Source organism: Bradyrhizobium sp. CCBAU 11430 (assembly GCF_028128855.1).
In the GTDB taxonomy this organism is placed as follows: domain Bacteria; phylum Pseudomonadota; class Alphaproteobacteria; order Rhizobiales; family Xanthobacteraceae; genus Bradyrhizobium; species Bradyrhizobium ottawaense.
The window spans coordinates 36,380-52,366 of record NZ_LBJV01000041.1; the positions used below are offsets into that span (position 1 = coordinate 36,380).

The 15,987-nt window shown below is 56.2% G+C and carries 15 protein-coding genes; 7 read left to right on the top strand and 8 right to left on the bottom strand.

The window, feature by feature from the left end; genetic code table 11:
* Positions 1-288: 288 nt before the first annotated feature.
* The 4 genes from XI04_RS10880 (at position 289) to XI04_RS10895 (ending at position 4,375) form a co-directional block, all read left to right on the top strand.
* The gene (locus XI04_RS10880) at positions 289-1,878 is read left to right on the top strand and encodes a hypothetical protein (protein ID WP_271623678.1); all 1,590 of its coding nucleotides are present in this window, start codon (positions 289-291) and stop codon (positions 1,876-1,878) included.
* Positions 1,878-2,558 (top strand): HAD family hydrolase, encoded by a 681-nt coding sequence (locus tag XI04_RS10885; protein ID WP_271623679.1) that lies wholly within the window; start codon positions 1,878-1,880, stop codon positions 2,556-2,558. Before XI04_RS10880 ends, XI04_RS10885 begins: the two co-directional genes overlap by 1 nt.
* Before the next feature lie 3 nt (positions 2,559-2,561).
* Positions 2,562-3,467 carry an NAD(P)-dependent oxidoreductase gene (locus XI04_RS10890; protein WP_271623680.1) on the top strand — a complete coding sequence of 302 codons (906 nt, stop codon included), beginning with the start codon at positions 2,562-2,564 and terminating at the stop codon, positions 3,465-3,467.
* A 287-nt stretch (positions 3,468-3,754) separates the two neighbouring features.
* The gene (locus XI04_RS10895; RefSeq protein WP_271623681.1) at positions 3,755-4,375 is read left to right on the top strand and encodes a hypothetical protein; all 621 of its coding nucleotides are present in this window, start codon (positions 3,755-3,757) and stop codon (positions 4,373-4,375) included.
* Position 4,376: 1 nt separating this feature from the next.
* Here the strand turns inward: XI04_RS10895 and XI04_RS10900 are convergent, their stop codons facing one another.
* The 8 genes from XI04_RS10900 to XI04_RS10935 all read right to left on the bottom strand — a co-directional run bounded on the left by XI04_RS10900 (position 4,377) and on the right by XI04_RS10935 (position 13,114).
* On the bottom strand, positions 4,377-6,056 hold the full coding sequence (locus tag XI04_RS10900) for a phosphoenolpyruvate hydrolase family protein (protein WP_271623682.1): 1,680 nt from the start codon (positions 6,054-6,056) through the stop codon (positions 4,377-4,379).
* A gap of 131 nt (positions 6,057-6,187) precedes the next feature.
* Positions 6,188-7,300, bottom strand: a complete 1,113-nt coding sequence (locus tag XI04_RS10905; protein WP_271623683.1) for an ABC transporter ATP-binding protein — start codon at positions 7,298-7,300, stop codon at positions 6,188-6,190.
* Entirely contained in the window at positions 7,300-8,127 is an 828-nt protein-coding gene (locus tag XI04_RS10910; protein WP_271623684.1) for an HAD-IIA family hydrolase, read from the bottom strand. The genes XI04_RS10905 and XI04_RS10910 overlap by 1 nt, the downstream gene beginning before the upstream one ends.
* Positions 8,120-8,890 (bottom strand): SDR family NAD(P)-dependent oxidoreductase, encoded by a 771-nt coding sequence (locus XI04_RS10915; RefSeq protein WP_271596568.1) that lies wholly within the window; start codon positions 8,888-8,890, stop codon positions 8,120-8,122. The genes XI04_RS10910 and XI04_RS10915 overlap by 8 nt, the downstream gene beginning before the upstream one ends.
* Entirely contained in the window at positions 8,887-9,828 is a 942-nt protein-coding gene (locus XI04_RS10920; RefSeq protein ID WP_271623685.1) for a ribokinase, read from the bottom strand. Before XI04_RS10920 ends, XI04_RS10915 begins: the two co-directional genes overlap by 4 nt.
* Positions 9,825-10,685: a carbohydrate ABC transporter permease gene (locus XI04_RS10925; protein WP_271623686.1), complete on the bottom strand. Its 861-nt coding sequence runs from the start codon at positions 10,683-10,685 to the stop codon at positions 9,825-9,827. Before XI04_RS10925 ends, XI04_RS10920 begins: the two co-directional genes overlap by 4 nt.
* A gap of 12 nt (positions 10,686-10,697) precedes the next feature.
* A complete protein-coding gene (locus XI04_RS10930; protein WP_271596571.1) occupies positions 10,698-11,660 on the bottom strand; it encodes a carbohydrate ABC transporter permease in 963 nt (320 codons plus the stop codon).
* Between the two features lie 68 nt (positions 11,661-11,728).
* Positions 11,729-13,114 (bottom strand): ABC transporter substrate-binding protein, encoded by a 1,386-nt coding sequence (locus XI04_RS10935; RefSeq protein ID WP_271623687.1) that lies wholly within the window; start codon positions 13,112-13,114, stop codon positions 11,729-11,731.
* A gap of 672 nt (positions 13,115-13,786) precedes the next feature.
* Here XI04_RS10935 and XI04_RS10940 point away from each other — a divergent pair.
* From XI04_RS10940 to XI04_RS10950, 3 genes are all read left to right on the top strand, one after another.
* Positions 13,787-14,317 (top strand): hypothetical protein, encoded by a 531-nt coding sequence (locus XI04_RS10940; protein WP_271623688.1) that lies wholly within the window; start codon positions 13,787-13,789, stop codon positions 14,315-14,317.
* A 56-nt stretch (positions 14,318-14,373) separates the two neighbouring features.
* The gene (locus XI04_RS10945) at positions 14,374-14,622 is read left to right on the top strand and encodes a hypothetical protein (RefSeq protein WP_271596574.1); all 249 of its coding nucleotides are present in this window, start codon (positions 14,374-14,376) and stop codon (positions 14,620-14,622) included.
* Positions 14,623-14,931: 309 nt separating this feature from the next.
* Complete coding sequence (locus XI04_RS10950; protein ID WP_271623689.1) at positions 14,932-15,459, top strand: hypothetical protein; 528 nt, start codon at positions 14,932-14,934, stop codon at positions 15,457-15,459.
* Positions 15,460-15,987: the final 528 nt, after the last annotated feature.

A 15,987-nucleotide genomic window follows, 5' to 3' on the forward strand; every position in this document is an offset into this window, starting at 1 on the left:
CCGCATTCAAGCCATCCGTAGACTGCGCTAAGGGCAACACCATCTGGTTGGCTTTGTGCTCTTCGCACCAACTCGTCGCCGTCAGGACACGAGTGTCGGGATACAGACAACAAAGCTCATCCCGGCAGAAAAAACTCCACGACTTTTCAGTCCCATTGCTCCGGTGGCGTGTCCGCCGAGCTCGCAACCATTGGTACGATGATTGCTTAACGCGAGGCAGCCCCGTTTAGACCAGATGCCTCGGCCCGTTTGCAGGCAACGAGGCAGCTCTACTAAGAGGAAACGTGAATGTCCGGTGTCGCGGGTGCGTTTTTATGTCCGCCAAGAATTCCCAGCGCGACCGTCTACGAACGCCTCGAACACATTGTTTCGAAACTGACACTTCGTGGACAGGCCGGCGTCGGAGTTGCTGCGTTCATGTACAAGCGTGGCATTCGATATGCGACAGCGCTTCCTTCATCGCGCGCCTCAGCGCGTATAGAGCCCATTGAACAGGAATCGAGTTTTCGTCCTCATGTCGCAATCGCCCAGATCCATGCCCGATCCCGCAGCAATGGCAACCTTGACCTAATCAAAAGCAATGAGGGCGTCAGCCACCATTTAGCAATCTCTCTGGATGGAGCTTTGGTCAATGCCGCAGAACTCCGAGGAGAATTGTTTGGTCAAGGGCAACCATTAGTTCCTGATAGCGACGCTGAGATCCTGCTCCAATGGATTGAACGTTCCTGTGAACAACAGTATTGGCGCCACGGCCTCCCCACCAATTACGAAGCCGTCTTTCGCGAGCTTGATGGGCGTATTGATGGCGCCATTAGCGCGCTCGTTCTGGACCACGAAGGAAACCTTGTCGCATACCGCAGTCAAAGTGGCTTGCGCCCTTTGGAGACCATGCGAACAAGTGACGGGTTTTTGCTATTTGCCTCCGAAGATTCCGCATTTGCTGCTTTTGAAGGTACGACGGAGCAACTCTCGCCCGGCCACATACAGTATGTCGACGGTCAAACCGGACGCAGCAAGGATCATTCCGTAAGCAATGGGCGATACACGGCCAAACTCTGCGCATACGAAACCCTCTATTTGGGACATTCAGACACGACGATCCAAGGCCAGTCACATTTCACAACCCGCTACAACATTGGGGTCGCCTTGGGCGGACCTGTTTCGCAGCGACTGCAAACAAAATCATGCTCAACGCCTATAATTGTGTCCTCCATGCCGCGTACGGGAGGCCCGTACGCGGACGGGCTGTTTGCATCGCTCGCCGGACACAACGTTTTCGCCGAGCGACGCGAAGTCATTGCAACGCGATTTGTTGAACGAACCCTTATCGGCACGCTCGAGGAACGACAGTCTCGCATTGCTCAAAAATACCGAGTGTCGGAACCTGACCTCTCTAGAAAAACAATAATAATGGTCGACGAGGCTCTCATTCGTGGCGATACGAGTCGAGCCGTTACGCGAATGCTCCTTGCCGCTGGAGCCACGGCCGTACATTGGGCAATCGGTTCGCCGCCGATCGTAGCTCCGAACTACTACGGCATCGGTATCGACACACTGGAAGAGCTCGTATTTTGGCAGACATGGAAGCGCCTGCCGCCCGAAACGCGCGTGCAAAGCCTCCGCTTTCACCGGATGAAGCCGGAAGTTCTGAGAAGTATCGAGGATAGTATGGCGGCATGCATCAACGCAGCCACGCTGTCCTATCTGCCCTTCCAGCTCCTGGTATCGTTACTAGCTCACAGATTGGAGGGCTTCGACTTGTCTCCCTTTACATTCAAGATGCCTACTCCTGCGGGACAGCAACGAGCAGACAGGAATTTGCGAGCATTGGTCGGCAGCACTGCCTGTTTGAATTCAATCGCGCGAGAGGTTGGATAGTGAAACCAGTCCTTGCTTTCGATTGGAATGGAACATTGCTAGATGATGCTTCCGCGCTGCTCCAAACCACCAACGCTATCCTAGCCCACTTTGGCCATGCGACGATCGACATGGCCACGTTTCGGGAACACTGCGACGTTCCGTTGTCTATTCTTTATCGTAGTCTCGGGATGTCGCAGCAAGAGATTGCGGCTGTGGACCACAATGGGAGTGCTGTCTTTCATGATACCTACGAACCTCTTGCGGAAAAGGCCGCTCTGCGCGACGGCGCGCGCAGAATTTTGGAGTTAGCACACCGCGAAGCCGCTCTGCCCATAATCGTGAGCAATCATATAGTTGCCCCCCTTCGGGCCCAATTGATAAGACTCGGAATCAGCGACTACATCAAGGATGTGCTGGCTTTTGAAAGTCGCGCCACTCAGTACAAGTCCATGAGCAAGGGAGAACGACTTCGTTTGTACCTGCAGAAGAACAGACTAGATCCTGGCTGCACCTTCATCATCGGCGACATGCCGGTCGAAATGGACATTGCACGCGATCTCGGACTGAAGAGCATATCGATTACAGGGGGATTTGTTTCGGACGCGCGCTTGCGCGCGGCGTATCCAGACTACACGATTACCAACCATCATGAATTGTTGCCCATCTTACAAAGTCACGGGTTCTTCCGGGGTGCATGAATCATGATTGGCGAAGGACCACCAACGAACGCCGACGGAAAAACGGCGAAGCAAAAAGTCGGGCTTGTCGGAGTCGGGCGTATGGGCACCGGAATTGGGCTGAGCCTATTGCGTCGGCAAGTCGAGTTGCATATCAAAGCCAACAGGAATCGTGCCGGTGCGGATCGCTTGACCAGCGCGGGTGCCCGTGAACATTGCTCTATCGCTGAGTTGGCGCGGCAGGTAAGTGCTGTGGTGTTGTCTTTGCCGTCGAGCCGCGAAGTTGAGAAAGTGTGCCTTGCGCAAGATGGGCTTTTTGCTCATTTGTCTCGAGGCGATTTGATAATTGACTGCACCACCTCCTATCCCGCTTCGACAATCGCTCTAGCCCAGCAGGCTCAAAAAGGTGGCCTGCACTTCATAGACGCCCCAGTAACTCGCAGCCCCGAGCAAGCGGAGTTTGGCCTTCTCAACTCGATCGTTGGATCGAGTGACGCTCTGTTTCCCGTTGCTGAAGGCATTCTCAGTGCATTTTGCGAGAGCGTATTTCATGTCGGAGATGTTGGACAAGGTCACAAGCTCAAGCTTGTTTATAACAGCATGACGATGGGAATAGCGGCGGTAGCAGGAGAGGTCTGCCAATTCGCAAATGGTCTTGACATCGATCTTGTGACGCTTCGCTCTTTGGTTAGTCGTGGCTCCACCAATAGCGGAATATTCCAAGCCTTCGCTGCCTTTTTGTTGGGCGAGAAACCTGATGTACTGGCGATCTCCATCGCGAATGCTGCAAAGGATATTGAGTGTGCAGTACGCCTAGCAAACGAAAGTTCAGTTTCGGTGCCAGTTCTGTCTGCTGCTGCCGCCAGCTTAAATGCCGCGGTCTTGGACGGAAAAGCCGAACTGACGCTACCTCATTTGTCTCACAGATAAACTCTTAGAGCTCTGTGATCCGAGGCAAGGTTGCTCCCGCCCTGTAGAGCAATCCTGGTCGGCGTATTTCATGTTCGGATCTGGCCGTCATTGAATCAGCGCCCGGCGGCCGCGTCTCTGCACCCTTTCTCAAGAATGACTCACCGGCGGGCGGGGGGCAGCCTGAGTTGTCCGCCGCGTTAGTATCGAGACGATTCCGTTCCCGCTCGGATCAACGCTGGTCTACACGAGATCGAAAATCGTCTATAGGAGGGTACGATTCCGAGATGAGCAGATCGGATAGACCCGTGAAGGCTAAAGTTGTCTCCAGGCTTACCACCGATGTCTCGGCAGCAGTCAATGGCTCGCCGCTGCGGATCTACGCCCCTTCCTTGCGAAGCCTGCCAGAAGGGTCGTTGCTTGTGATGGCAACGTTGCCTGTCATTGACTGGAACGACTGCCTTTTGCAAGACTTGCGAGCCCTGTCCGACAAAGGATGCGTTCACGTTTATGCGGCGATGGTCATGATAGACCCTTTCGCCTGCTGGGAAGATTTTCGGGACTTATTGAAAGGTGCGGGAATTTCCGGAGTGGTTAATTTCCCACCTGCATCGATCATTGAGTGGCCGCCGGTTGGCATGCCATTAAGTCCAGGCCGGGAGATCGAACTTCGGCGTATGGAATGGTTCGCAAGCCTAAACTTCAAAACGATGTTCGCTGCTACTACGGAATCCGAAATTACGGTGGCCGAGAGGCGACTAAGTTCCAGTCTGCAAGGTATATTGCATGTGCGGGAAGAGGATCTTGCGATGAGGATTGAGGACGAGATGGAATTGGTCAGCGGTGGCCAACAGGAATTATCGACACCACAATTCTCGCTCTCGGGTGCGACGAGTTCGAAAGAAACTGGACGCAAAAAGCGAGAATAGGCTACTCTAAGATCCGCAATTTCTTCATCTTGTTGTAAAGTGTCTTTCTCGAAAGTCCTAGAAAATCCGCAGTCTTTCCGCGATGCAGCCTGTTTCTTTTCAGGCCCTCGATGATCCACTCGCGCTCCGAGAACGCCGATGTGGGCTTGGGGTGTACTCCACTACTCAATAACGGCTTAAGTACCTCCGCGACTATGTGAGCATCTTTCTGTGCGACAAGTTGATTGACGATCTGGCGCAATTCTCTCAAATTTCCGGGCCAATGATGGCCTGCCAGCGCTAAGAACGCGGATTTTTCTATCGCCAGAATCTGAGCGTTCGAATCCCCCTTGGCCTCTACGGTAAAATGCTGAATGAGCTGCGGAAGGTCCTCCAGCCGGTTCGGCAAAGCGGGAAGCTCTATGTCTAACCCAACAAAGAGTGAATGAAGGCGTGGAGATAGAACACTCTGCAAACCGGCTCCGCGAGCTACAGTTGCGGTTGCAACGATGCGGGCATTCGATCTTAGAACCGATACGCCGTACAGGGGCGTGAAACTACCCGTCTCGAGATAGTCGGCCAGACGCTCTTGCCCGTCAGAGGTCAACTGATCGACATGCATCAGCAAAACCGTAGAATTGCTCGCGGCTTCCAGAAGCGATAGTTGTCGTTTCCTGTTCGCATGGCCCTCGGAACCCAACAGCGCACCAATCGTATCGATCGCCGGACCGCGGCGACACTGAAACAGCGCCGGCTTCGTGTGCTTTCGGTCGCTGAAGGCATGAATGAGGCTGGCTATGCGTCGCTTGCCTGATCCCGCTTCGCCCCACACCAGCACAGGATTGGTGTTACCAGCCAAGCGCCTTGCAGTCTCTAGCACACGCTTCATGCTTGAGGACTGTGCAACGATGCCGTGGGTGAAGCCGCTCAACTGAAGCTGGCGCTCGAGCAGATCAACCTTCTCGCGCAGCAAGTGGATGGTCTTGAACCCGGAGGTAACCTCAAGGACCGACATCTCCAGTGGGACGCGATCGAGCGATGAGCCGCCGATGAACCCCTTAACACCTGTTTCGCGACATATGTCCAGCAATTCGTCCGGTTTGGTAATCGGTCCGCCACCAAGCAAACAGATCACGCCCTTGTCGATAGATTGAGCCGCGCGCACGACCGCGCTTGTCCGCGCAGCCAGCTCCGATAGGCTAATGGATGGGTCGGTCCCGCCTTCGTACTCCCGATTGAGATTGAAGTTGATGCAGATCGCCTCAGCTCCCGCTTCAACCATTCGTCGTGCTTCGGACTGAGTGCGGGTATAGGCGACCGTCATGAGGCCACGTCTTGCCGCCTTCACCAGAAGTTCGATTTCCCGCTCATAGCCGAGCCCACACTTCTCGAGAAGTGCTCTTCTGACGTCATCGATATGGATAATGGAAGGGAAGTTGGTTACGCCGGAAAAGCCCCACCCGATGATGCGATCGAGAAAGCGGTCGATATCGAGCTGCGGATCGAAGGTACAGGCGCCGAAAAACACCGGCAATTTCGTGCTCGGGAGGATCTCGGTTCGACCAAAACTAGCTACGAACTCGTTCGTGTTTCGTATCGGAAGAATTGAGGCGGGCGAAGACCCGCCCATCGCGCGAAAACGGCCAGCATTGAGCGCGAGCACGAAGTCTGCGCCTGCGCGTTCGGCGGCCCTGGCGGTCATGCCCGACCCTATTCCTGCTCCAAGCACAAACGAGCGGGAATTCCGGAAGAACTGCCTGATGCCGGCTCCCTTCACCTCAGCCGTCCGAGTATCGATCCTGAGCCGGCCTCATTGCACGGCTGACGTCAAGACTAGCTCCAAGTCGCAGGCGCTTGCAACCGCCTTACCGCCTTTCCATTGCTCATGAACAGGTGGCAATCGGCTGGAGCAGCTGAGAGAGTGAGCTTTCCGGCGCGATTGCGCGAGCCGGATTGTGGCGCCCTGGCAACGACGGTTTCATGTCCAGCACCACCGTAGATGTACGTGACGTTACCGAGATGCTCAACGAAATCCACGTCGAGCCCAATAGAGATCTCTTGCTGCCCGGGTGCCGGCGAGCAGAAGTCATCCGGGCGAATTCCAACGGTGACCGGCTTGCCAACCAGGCCTTGGTCTGGCTTGACCGGAACGAAGATTGTAGAACCGGCCTCCAGTCGCACGTCTAGGCCATTTTCGTGAGCTGCCTCGACCTTGCCGTCCAGGAAGTTCATCTTCGGGGAGCCGATGAATCCTGCCACAAAGCGCGAGGCCGGATTGTGATAAAGATCGTGGGGGCTGCCGACCTGTTCGATGTTGCCGTCCTTGAGGACGACGATCTTGTCGGCCATGGTCATCGCCTCGACCTGGTCATGCGTCACATAGATCATGGTGTTTCCGAGCTGGTTGTGGAGCTTGGCGATCTGAACACGCATTTGCACGCGCAACTCGGTGTCCAAGTTGGACAGGGGCTCATCAAACAGGAACACTTTTGGTTCTCGCATGATGGCGCGCCCGATTGCGACGCGCTGGCGTTGCCCTCCTGAAAGTTGTCGAGGCTTGCGCTCCAATAGATGGTCGATCTGCAATAGCGATGCTGTTTTGGCTATCTTCGCGGCGATCTCGGCTTTCGCGGCTTTGGCCATGCGCAGGGGAAAGGCCAGGTTCTCTTTCACCGTCATATGCGGATAGAGAGCGTAGCTTTGAAAGACCATGCCGAGGTTGCGATCGGCCGCATCGATGTCATTGACGAGCTTATTGTCGATGAGGAGCCGCCCACCGCTGATGGGCTCGAGCCCGCCAATCATGCGCAGAAGCGTCGATTTGCCCGACCCGGACGGACCAACGAAGACGACAAATTCGCCGTGATCGATAGTCAGGTCGATGTTACGCAGGATCTCGATTGTCCCAAACGTCTTCTTGAGGCCCTCCAGGCGAACGTCGGCCATTATGCCCTCCACTGTCGCGGTTGAGCCGCGCGAGCAGCACTTACCTCAATCTCGCGCAAGCTCGATACGATGAAGTCGGGAGCCATCAAGGACGGATCCTGACGCGTTGGCACGCCGGTTGTAACAAGCACGGTGGCAAGACCCGCCCTCTTTCCGGCTTGAATATCAGTAGGAACTTGATCTCCGATCATGATGGTCGACCCGCGTTTCGTACCGAGGCGCGAGAGCGCTGTCTCGATCATCGGCACTTGCGGCTTTCCAACGATCGAAGGCTGCACTTGCGTAGCAGCGGCCACAGCTGCAATGGTCGCACCAGCGCCAGGTTCGAACCCGCTGGCCGTCGGCAGCAGAAGATCGGGATTGGTTCCTATGAACACCGCTCCATTGAGGATTGACTCAACCGCGATTCGCAGCTTCTCATGCGTGATATCCCGGTCAAGCCCCATCACAACGGCTTCAGGCGCTCGGTCAGTGACCTCCAGCCCAACATCCCGCATGGCCGTCACAAGCGAGGGAGCTCCGATAACATAGATTCGTGTTAGGTGCGGATAATTGGTTCGAACGAGGCCTGCGGCGGTGATAGCGCTTGTAACGACCTGAGACGGTGCGATCGAAAGACCAGATCCTCTCAGCCTGCCGACGACGTCCTCCGGGGTATGCGTTGAATTGTTCGTCGCAAAGCAGAATGGCACGCCTGCTTTCTGCCATCTCGTAAACGCTTCTATGGCATCCGCTATTGCGGTGCCGCCACGATAAACGACGCCATCCAGATCGGAGATAATCCCTTCAATCGGCGGCCAGTTGATATTAGAGCTGACGCTAACCATTCATCAGCATCCCACCGTTCACATGGACAATCTGCCCGGTCATGTAGGAAGCTGCGGGGCTGGCCAGGAACACCGCAAACCCTGCTATATCTTCCGGCAGTCCGACCCGGCCCAGCGGAATTCGGCCACTATGGCGCGCTTCGGTTTCCTCCCGCGGACGCCCGTGCATGGGTGTATCGATAATCCCGGGAGCAATCGCGTTGACGTTGATCTTGAACGGAGCACATTCATAAGCGAGCAGCTTTGTCACATCGTGCACGATGGCTTTTGACAAGCAATAGTCGGCGCCGCCAGCCTGGTAGTTGAAAACAGCACCTTGAGATGACAACGAGGACCCGACATTGACGATGCGGCCGCCCTTGCTCTTCATGAAGCGCTCAATCGCCAGCTTCGCGCAACGAAGCACTGCGACGGAATTGATCTGGATGGTTTTTTCGATTCGATCGGCATTTCCGGTCAGAAGCGCCTGAGCCGATTTTATGCCGGCGTTGTTGATCAGGACATCGAGCCTGCCGAAGCGCTTGGCGATCTCATCAAGCACCCTGCCGACATCATCTTCTCGTGACACATCCATGCTCATTGGTAGGATGCCATTGCCGTGCGGCAACCGAGTCAGAATGACTCGCAGGTTTTCCAAATTCGCGTCGGTTGCCAGGACGTTCGCACCGCCTTGACGGAAAGCATTAGCTATGGCTGAGCCAATGCCTCCACCTGCACCGGTCACAAGCACGGTCCTGTCTGCAACTGAGAACTGTTCGGTCATTCCAACTCCAAGATCGATTGAGAATTCAGAAATTCGTCGACGGCCCAACTGCTAGGCATCGATCTTTGGGCGCCACGTCGCGTCACACATAAGGCGGCAACCGCGAGCGCCTTTTTGATCGCTTCTCGTATCGGCAACCGATGAGCAAGAGAGGCTGCGAAAGCTCCATTAAAAGCATCTCCCGCGGCGGTCGTATCAACGACCTTCACAGGAAATGCCCGGAGCGCGAAAGTCGAGCTGGCATCGGCGTAGTAGGCTCCCTGCGCACCTAGCGTGATCAGCGCTGCTTTCGGACCGAGATCGAGAAGCTTTCCGGCCGCATGAGCGGCGCCGTCGAAGTCATGCACCTCGACGCCGGTGAGTTCGAAAGCTTCCGTCTGGTTTGGTGTGACGAAATCGACACTCCTCCACGCCGCGGGCGACAGGCCCGCCCTCACGGGGGCCGGATTGAAAATGAGATCGAATTCCTTGACGCTCTTCAACGCAAAAAGGTGATTGAGCGCGGGGATCGGCATGCCCATTTCGGCAACGACGATTGCGTCCCGCTCAATGAATTCGGCCGCCTTCTCGACCATGCTCGGAGTGACATTTGCATTGGCGCCCGGGTCTATGACAATCATGTTGGAGCCGTCGTCGCCGACGAGGACAAGAGCAGAACCGGATATCTCCCCCGGGCATACCTCAATGGCATCAAGGCGGACACCTGCCTCACGCAGCGCTTGCAGCAACGATCGGCCAGCATCATCATCGCCAAGCCGGGTGTAGAAGCTCGGCCGAAGCCCCAATCGAGCGGCGGCGACTGCCTGGTTTGCGCCCTTGCCTCCCGCATTCTGCTTTAAGCTTCCCATCAGGCTTTCACCCGCCGTTGGAAGCCGCTCGACGTTGAAGCAGAGGTCAAGATTGGTCGTTCCGAAGAACATCAATGGTCTGGGGCTCATTTCACGGCCCCGAAGGTAAGGCCACGTTCGAGATGACGCTGGCCAAGGATAATCAGGACGACCGGCACAATCATGGTCACCACCAAACCCGCAGCCATGACCGGATAGAACTGAACGCCTGGATTAAGCAGCTTGAGCAGGGCGACGGTGACCGGCGCTTTCGTCGAACTGAGGATCAGGCCGAGAGCGAAATTGTGCCAGGCAAGCAAGAAAATGAGCAATGAAGCGCCGATTAGGCCGGGCTTTAGAAGCGGAAGAACGATGTGCCAGACTACACGGAACGGCTTTGCACCATCCATGGCCGCCGCCTCCTCAATGTCCTTTGGGATGTCCTCGATATATGATCGGCTTAGCCAGATGATCATTGGCAGCGTGACGACCTGATAAACCCAGATCATGCCGAAATAGGTGTCATAAAGGCCAACTGTTTGGAACACGCTGAACAGTGGTATGACGACAAGGAGAGCCGGCGCGAAGCGGAAGCCCAGAATGAAGAACGCGATCTCCTCCTTCCTAGGGATATCACGCCTTGCCAAGACGTAGCCTGCGGGCACGCCGGCGATCAGCGATACGAGCACCGCGCCAAGCGATATCACGATGCTATTGGCAACCGGCGTCAGGAAATCAACCTTGATGGTGCCGTAGCTTGTCGCCCCGGCCTGAGCAGCATCGAACAAAACGCGGAAGTTTTCAAATGTTGGAGTGAAGACAAAGCGCGGCGGCCAGGTCATGACCTCGGCCTGATGCTTCAGCGACATCATCACGATCCAGACCAGCGGAAATGTCAGGATGAGCGTACAGACAACAACCAGTCCATTAAGGAACACGCTTGCTGGCGTTGAGCGATTGAAGCGCATTGCCAGCCTCCTCTAGCTTACGCGCTGCCGAACCAACCGCCACAATTTTACCATGGCCAAGGTCCCGAGAAGCACGATCAACCAGTTGACAACCATGAGCGCGGCACCACGCCCGAAGGAGAGGTTTTGAAAGGCCGTGATGTAGGCGCGAACCGAGAGCACGGAGGTACTGTCACCTGGACCGCCCTGGGTTGTTCCGAAGATGATATCGAACTGATTGAGCGACTCGATCAGCCGAAAGACTGCGGCGATCAGGATATACGGTGCAATGAGCGGAAGCTCAATATGGAGGAACGTCGCCCAACCCTTAGCGCCATTGATCCGCGCGGCTTCTCTGATCTCCTCGTTAATGCCCTGCAAACCGGCGAAGATGATGAGCGCAAAAAATGGTGTGTAAGTCCATATGTCGATGAGAACTAGCGAGAACATCGCCGTACCGGCGTCCGAAATCCATGCGAAGCGGCCGATCCCGACGAGCGAAAGCAAATAGTTCAGAATCCCGTTTTGTGGATCCATCATTGTGGTCCACATCAAGGCAACGCTCATTGGCGGCAATACCAACGGAAGGAGAATGACAGGCCGCATCAGTTGTGCAAGAAACACACGGCTTGCGAACAATTTAGCGAGCGCAAGCCCAGAGAACGCTTCCGCGAGGACCGCGGAGCAGGCATACACCGTGGTCGCCCGCACGCTGTTCCAGAAATCTTGGGTCTTGATTGCCACTTCATAGTTGGTGACGCCAATGAAGCGAACCAGGGGACGGCCAAACTTGAGATCGGTCAGCGATTGGAAGACGCCGTAGACAAACAGAAAAAGAAATCCGAGCAGTATGATGATCGCGGGAGCAATCGCAGCAAGGCTCCACCAGTCAAAAGCATGCTGCCCGGCGTTTTGCACCTGCTCTTTTTTAGGCGGTGCCAGTTGGCCTACCGATGATTGTAGCGTCACGGTTGCGTCGATGCCTCGAAGGTTCATCGCTCACTTCTCGAAAGATACGCGGTGGTAGGGAGGCGGCAATCCGGTGATGCCGCTCCCCGGTTGCCTTACATGGAGGAGCGGATCTCGGAGGCGAGGTCGGCCAAGGTCGCCTTCACGTCCGCACCATTGACCATTTTCTGCATGGCAACTGCCCAGGCGTTCATGGCCTCGGCAAATCCTACGCGCGGCGTAAAGGCGAGCGCAGCCCTGTCCTGAACACTCTTGAAGGTGTCCACGAAATTTGTGAATTCCGGTTTAGCCGCATAGTCGAGCCAAACCTTGTCGCTCCACGTCGAAGAGCGCGGCGAGTTGACGAGCTTGCCGGCGATGGCACCGTTCAGCTCGACCTGCTTTGACGTCGCCCACTGAATGAAGAACCAGGCCGCACCCTTTTTCTGGGAAGCAGCATTCATGGCCAGGGACCAGATCCAGATGTTCGATTCGAAAGTCTTGCCGTTCGGAGCTCGCGGTGGCGGAGCGAAGGCAATCTTGCCCGAAGCGGGCTTGCCAGCAACATCGTTCCAGAACCCGAACATGTTGGAATCGATCGCCATCGCTGTCCGACCCGAATTGATGCCGTCGACCACTTGGTACCAGTTGTCGTTGGCAAAGGATGGGGCAGCACACTTCTTGATCATCTCCACGTAGTCTTTGTGGAAGGCGATCGACTCGGGAGAATCCAGACCGGTTTCCAACTTGCCGTCCTTGACGACGAAGTCGTGTACACCATAGGACTTGGCGATTGAAATCGCGGCCGTGTGGATGCTGCTCCAAAAGCGCACTCCTCTCACACCCAGGGGCGTGATCGCGGGATCGGCAGATTTTAGCTTTTCGCATGCCGCCGACATTTCCGGCGGGGTTGTCGGAACCTTGATACCGTGTTTGTCAAGGATATCCTTACGGTAGAACAATTGGATGTTTTCGAACCCGTGCGGGATGGCCCACACCTGACCCCGGCCCGGTTCGATCTGCCCGCCATTGACTTGCCAAGTCAGCGCTTCACGCAATGCGGGGAAGAAGTCCTTGTAGTCATAGCTTGCCGATGTGAGCTTAGGGTCGTTCAGATAGCGGTCGAGCGGCTCAAGCAGTTGACCGGGCGCAAGATCCCAAGCCGGCTGAATTCCTGTGCCGACGACGTCCCACGAGGGCGATTTTGTGCTCAGCTGGATGGTCAGCTTATTCCAATAGGCATCGTCCGGATAAAGCTCGGGCGTCACCTTGATGCCCGTCAACTTCTCGAACTCGGGAAGCTGTGCTGCAACCGCGTCAGCATATGGATGGATGTCGTAAGCCCACACGATCGAAGCGCCCTCGAACTGGCGCCAGTTGATATCCTCCGCTTTGGCCTGGCCAAAAGATGCGGCAGCACCGGACAAGAGAGTTGAGCAAATCAGAGCGGCTTTGACGAAACGGTAAGAATGGCCGCGCGGTGCGGCTAGCGTCCTTGGCATTGGTCCCTCCTCTGGGCTCTTCGGCCCTCAAATTCACGTGCCTGTCGTCTTCCAGGGCCGCGAGTGTTGGTAACGCTAGCCGTGATTTTCCGCCCTTATGCACCCATTCAGATCGAAGTTGGGTATTTTTGGGTAAGTCAAGAAAACAGCGTTACAGCAGCCCGTTGCAAAAGACATGGTGGAGATGATCAATGCAGGCCCACGTTCATGGCTCGCGCGAGATCACCCACTGACCACTTCCATCGTTCGGGCCTTCGGCGGGCGCCGCCACCTACTATGCCCTCGGCTGACTTCTGCGCCTCGGTCAGGTCGCCTTACGGCCTCAGTCCCGTTGCCGCGACACGGCGCAGACCTCGCGAGGTAAGATCGACCGTCTTCCACCGCACGCCCGCCGGATTTACCACCCCGACCTTTGATGACCGTGGACTTCGCGATCAGTTGCTAGCTCGTCCGGCCGGGTAGGCCTCGTTATTCGGTGCTTGTCCATCGGGGCCGCGGCTTTGCTCCACGCTTGCGCAATCACCTCAGTCATTGCCCGGATCAAATTGCGGCGCTGGCTGCAATGAAGATACCTAATGACACTCTGATCTCTCACCACCAGGGGCCGTGGCCGTCGGACGCCTACCTGCCGCCCCGCGTGATGCTCCTACATGGGAGCGAACGTCCTGATCTTTGGAATCATTCTTCCGGATCGTTGGCCAAAATCTTCAGCCTGGTGTGGAAAGAAGGGCACGCAATGCGAGGCTATTGATTCTCGAAGCGGCAGCAGAGATGCACGTCACGGACCGCGACACTGGCAAGCAGTATTACCTGGACATGACGCCGGAATTGAAGGCCGATCTAGCAGCATACCATGGCGGTCATTGCGAGCACTCCAGTTCTGAAGTTCGGCAACGGCGGGACGGTGAAGGCGCCATGCATTTCTACTGCCAGTGCCTGACCTGCGGAAAGTCGATCGGTTCTGCCCTAAGGAAAGTGCCAGAACTGGCCTCGTCGCCACCTTGGCAAGACGACCTTGAAAACACGTTTCACCGCGCGCGCGGTGATGAATATAGCGACCTAATTCAGAAGCACGTTCGTATACAGAAAAATGACGAGGAAGGGTTTCGGCGTGAATACGATCGCTATCTTGACAGCCCCGAGTGGCGCGAAAAGCGGACTAGAGTACTCAAACGAGCGAATGGCTTTGCGAAGGATGCCTAGAGCGAAAGGCGATCCAGGTTCACCATCTGACCTACAAGCACGTCTTGCGGGAGTTCTTGTTTGAGCTGATCGCCGTGTGCGACGAATGCCATGGGCGGTTGCATCGCGACAAACGCGAAGAGCCCGCCGATGACACACCTGGTCCGGCATGGCTAGAGGATCCCTATCCGTGCGATGGTTGCAGATTCGCCAGTGAGCACAAGAATCAGCCGTGGTGTTTTATTCTGGATGTGTCCGCTGAAGATGCGCTTGCGCCGGATGGGAATTGCGGTCCTCTGCGGCACAACTTCGAGCCTTTGAAATAAGAGCACCTACATCACTCGGGATAGGCCATCAGTCGCGGATCAGGGGCGATGACGGGCGCCGATATTTGGAGCCAGCGGAGCAGGACAACGCGGACCGTGGATGTGATCACATCTTCGATGACGCGGCGCCCGTTACCTGGCTCAGTCGGCATTCTTGCGCCTTCCCCAAATGGTCGAGCCAGGAACTGCAGAAGCGGCCGATACCGTGAGACCCACGCATCATCTGGTCAAGATGATTGGTTGCGGACCGTGATAATTGCGACTAGCAACTGAGCTCACGCAACTGAAACATTTGAAGGATCGATACCGGTGCCGTGGGGCGCTTTCCAAACCGGAGGCCAGACATTCGACCTAAGCCATCTCGACGACCGCATTGCTGCAGTTACGGTCGGCGGCGTTGAAGTTCCTATCTTGTTGACCTTCTCTGATCACTGCTTCACGGAAGACCCAAAGCCGAACGATGAGCGACCTGTGTTCCCCGGATGCAGCCGCACTGATGGTCGCTTCTGCACAAAACGGTACGCCGCGTCGTTGGAGATGTGGGGGCACATCGAGCGCGCGATGCGGGGCCGTGTGTGGATGGGAGAGCGCGACCGCTATCTAGTGCTCACCGTGGACTTGGGTAACGCGCACTACATCATCGCGCTGAGCTTGGAGAAGTTGAAGGGCCGGGCAGATGCGAAATTGCTGATGCGGGTTCGTACCGGTTTCCACCGGACCGACGACAAGCATGTTGCCACTTACGGCGAGGTCCGCTTCGTCAATCTGGTCGGGCTGATCCTCAAGGGGAAGCTGCCCCCACGCATCTACGATCAAAAGCGCAGAACGCCATGGTAGAAATAGAAACAGGCCCTTTCGGGCCTGCTCGACACCTAAGTGTCTCGGGGCGAACCTCTTGACCCGTGAGGGCTGCCCATCCGTTCGGATGGTCCTAGTTTTACCCTAGGCGGGGCTGGTTATGCTCACGCCCTATATCCAGCGATCTCCGAGGAAATTACAACTTCCCCGGTCCTTTGGCAACGCTTTTCTCGGCTTCGGGTTCAGGACCTTATGTTCACGGGAACCCGCACGAGTTCATCCGCTCCCCATCGCTGGAAGGATGACCCAAAATCCTGGTTGGTAGCCTGTGAACGTGGGGCGCCGCCCCCCAGAGTGACACAAAAACGGATCGCCGGACCGAAAAACGCAATAAAATCAGTCTCAAACAGGGTTGCGCAATTAGTTCTCAGAAGTCCTGCCGCGGCACTGGAGACGCCAGGCGGAACTGATGAAAATGGAACCCGACGAGACGATCACGCGATTCTTGGGGCTCGAGGAGACGATTCCCGACGTGCTCAGCGAGGTCGTGAAGGAGGCGACGGCGAG

What these genes read in the sequence shown, in the direction of transcription:
- XI04_RS10910 (WP_271623684.1), bottom strand. Translation starts at nt 8,127, where the DNA reads ATGGTTAGCGTCAGCTCTAATATCAACTGGCCGCCGATTGAAGGGATT.
- XI04_RS10900 (WP_271623682.1), bottom strand. Translation starts at nt 6,056, where the DNA reads ATGACCGCCAGGGCCGCCGAACGCGCAGGCGCAGACTTCGTGCTCGCG.
- XI04_RS10930 (WP_271596571.1), bottom strand. Translation starts at nt 11,660, where the DNA reads ATGAACCTTCGAGGCATCGACGCAACCGTGACGCTACAATCATCGGTA.
- XI04_RS10925 (WP_271623686.1), bottom strand. Translation starts at nt 10,685, where the DNA reads ATGCGCTTCAATCGCTCAACGCCAGCAAGCGTGTTCCTTAATGGACTG.
- XI04_RS10880 (WP_271623678.1), top strand. Translation starts at nt 289, where the DNA reads ATGTCCGGTGTCGCGGGTGCGTTTTTATGTCCGCCAAGAATTCCCAGC.
- XI04_RS10920 (WP_271623685.1), bottom strand. Translation starts at nt 9,828, where the DNA reads ATGAGCCCCAGACCATTGATGTTCTTCGGAACGACCAATCTTGACCTC.
- XI04_RS10905 (WP_271623683.1), bottom strand. Translation starts at nt 7,300, where the DNA reads ATGGCCGACGTTCGCCTGGAGGGCCTCAAGAAGACGTTTGGGACAATC.
- XI04_RS10915 (WP_271596568.1), bottom strand. Translation starts at nt 8,890, where the DNA reads ATGACCGAACAGTTCTCAGTTGCAGACAGGACCGTGCTTGTGACCGGT.
- XI04_RS10935 (WP_271623687.1), bottom strand. Translation starts at nt 13,114, where the DNA reads ATGCCAAGGACGCTAGCCGCACCGCGCGGCCATTCTTACCGTTTCGTC.
- XI04_RS10890 (WP_271623680.1), top strand. Translation starts at nt 2,562, where the DNA reads ATGATTGGCGAAGGACCACCAACGAACGCCGACGGAAAAACGGCGAAG.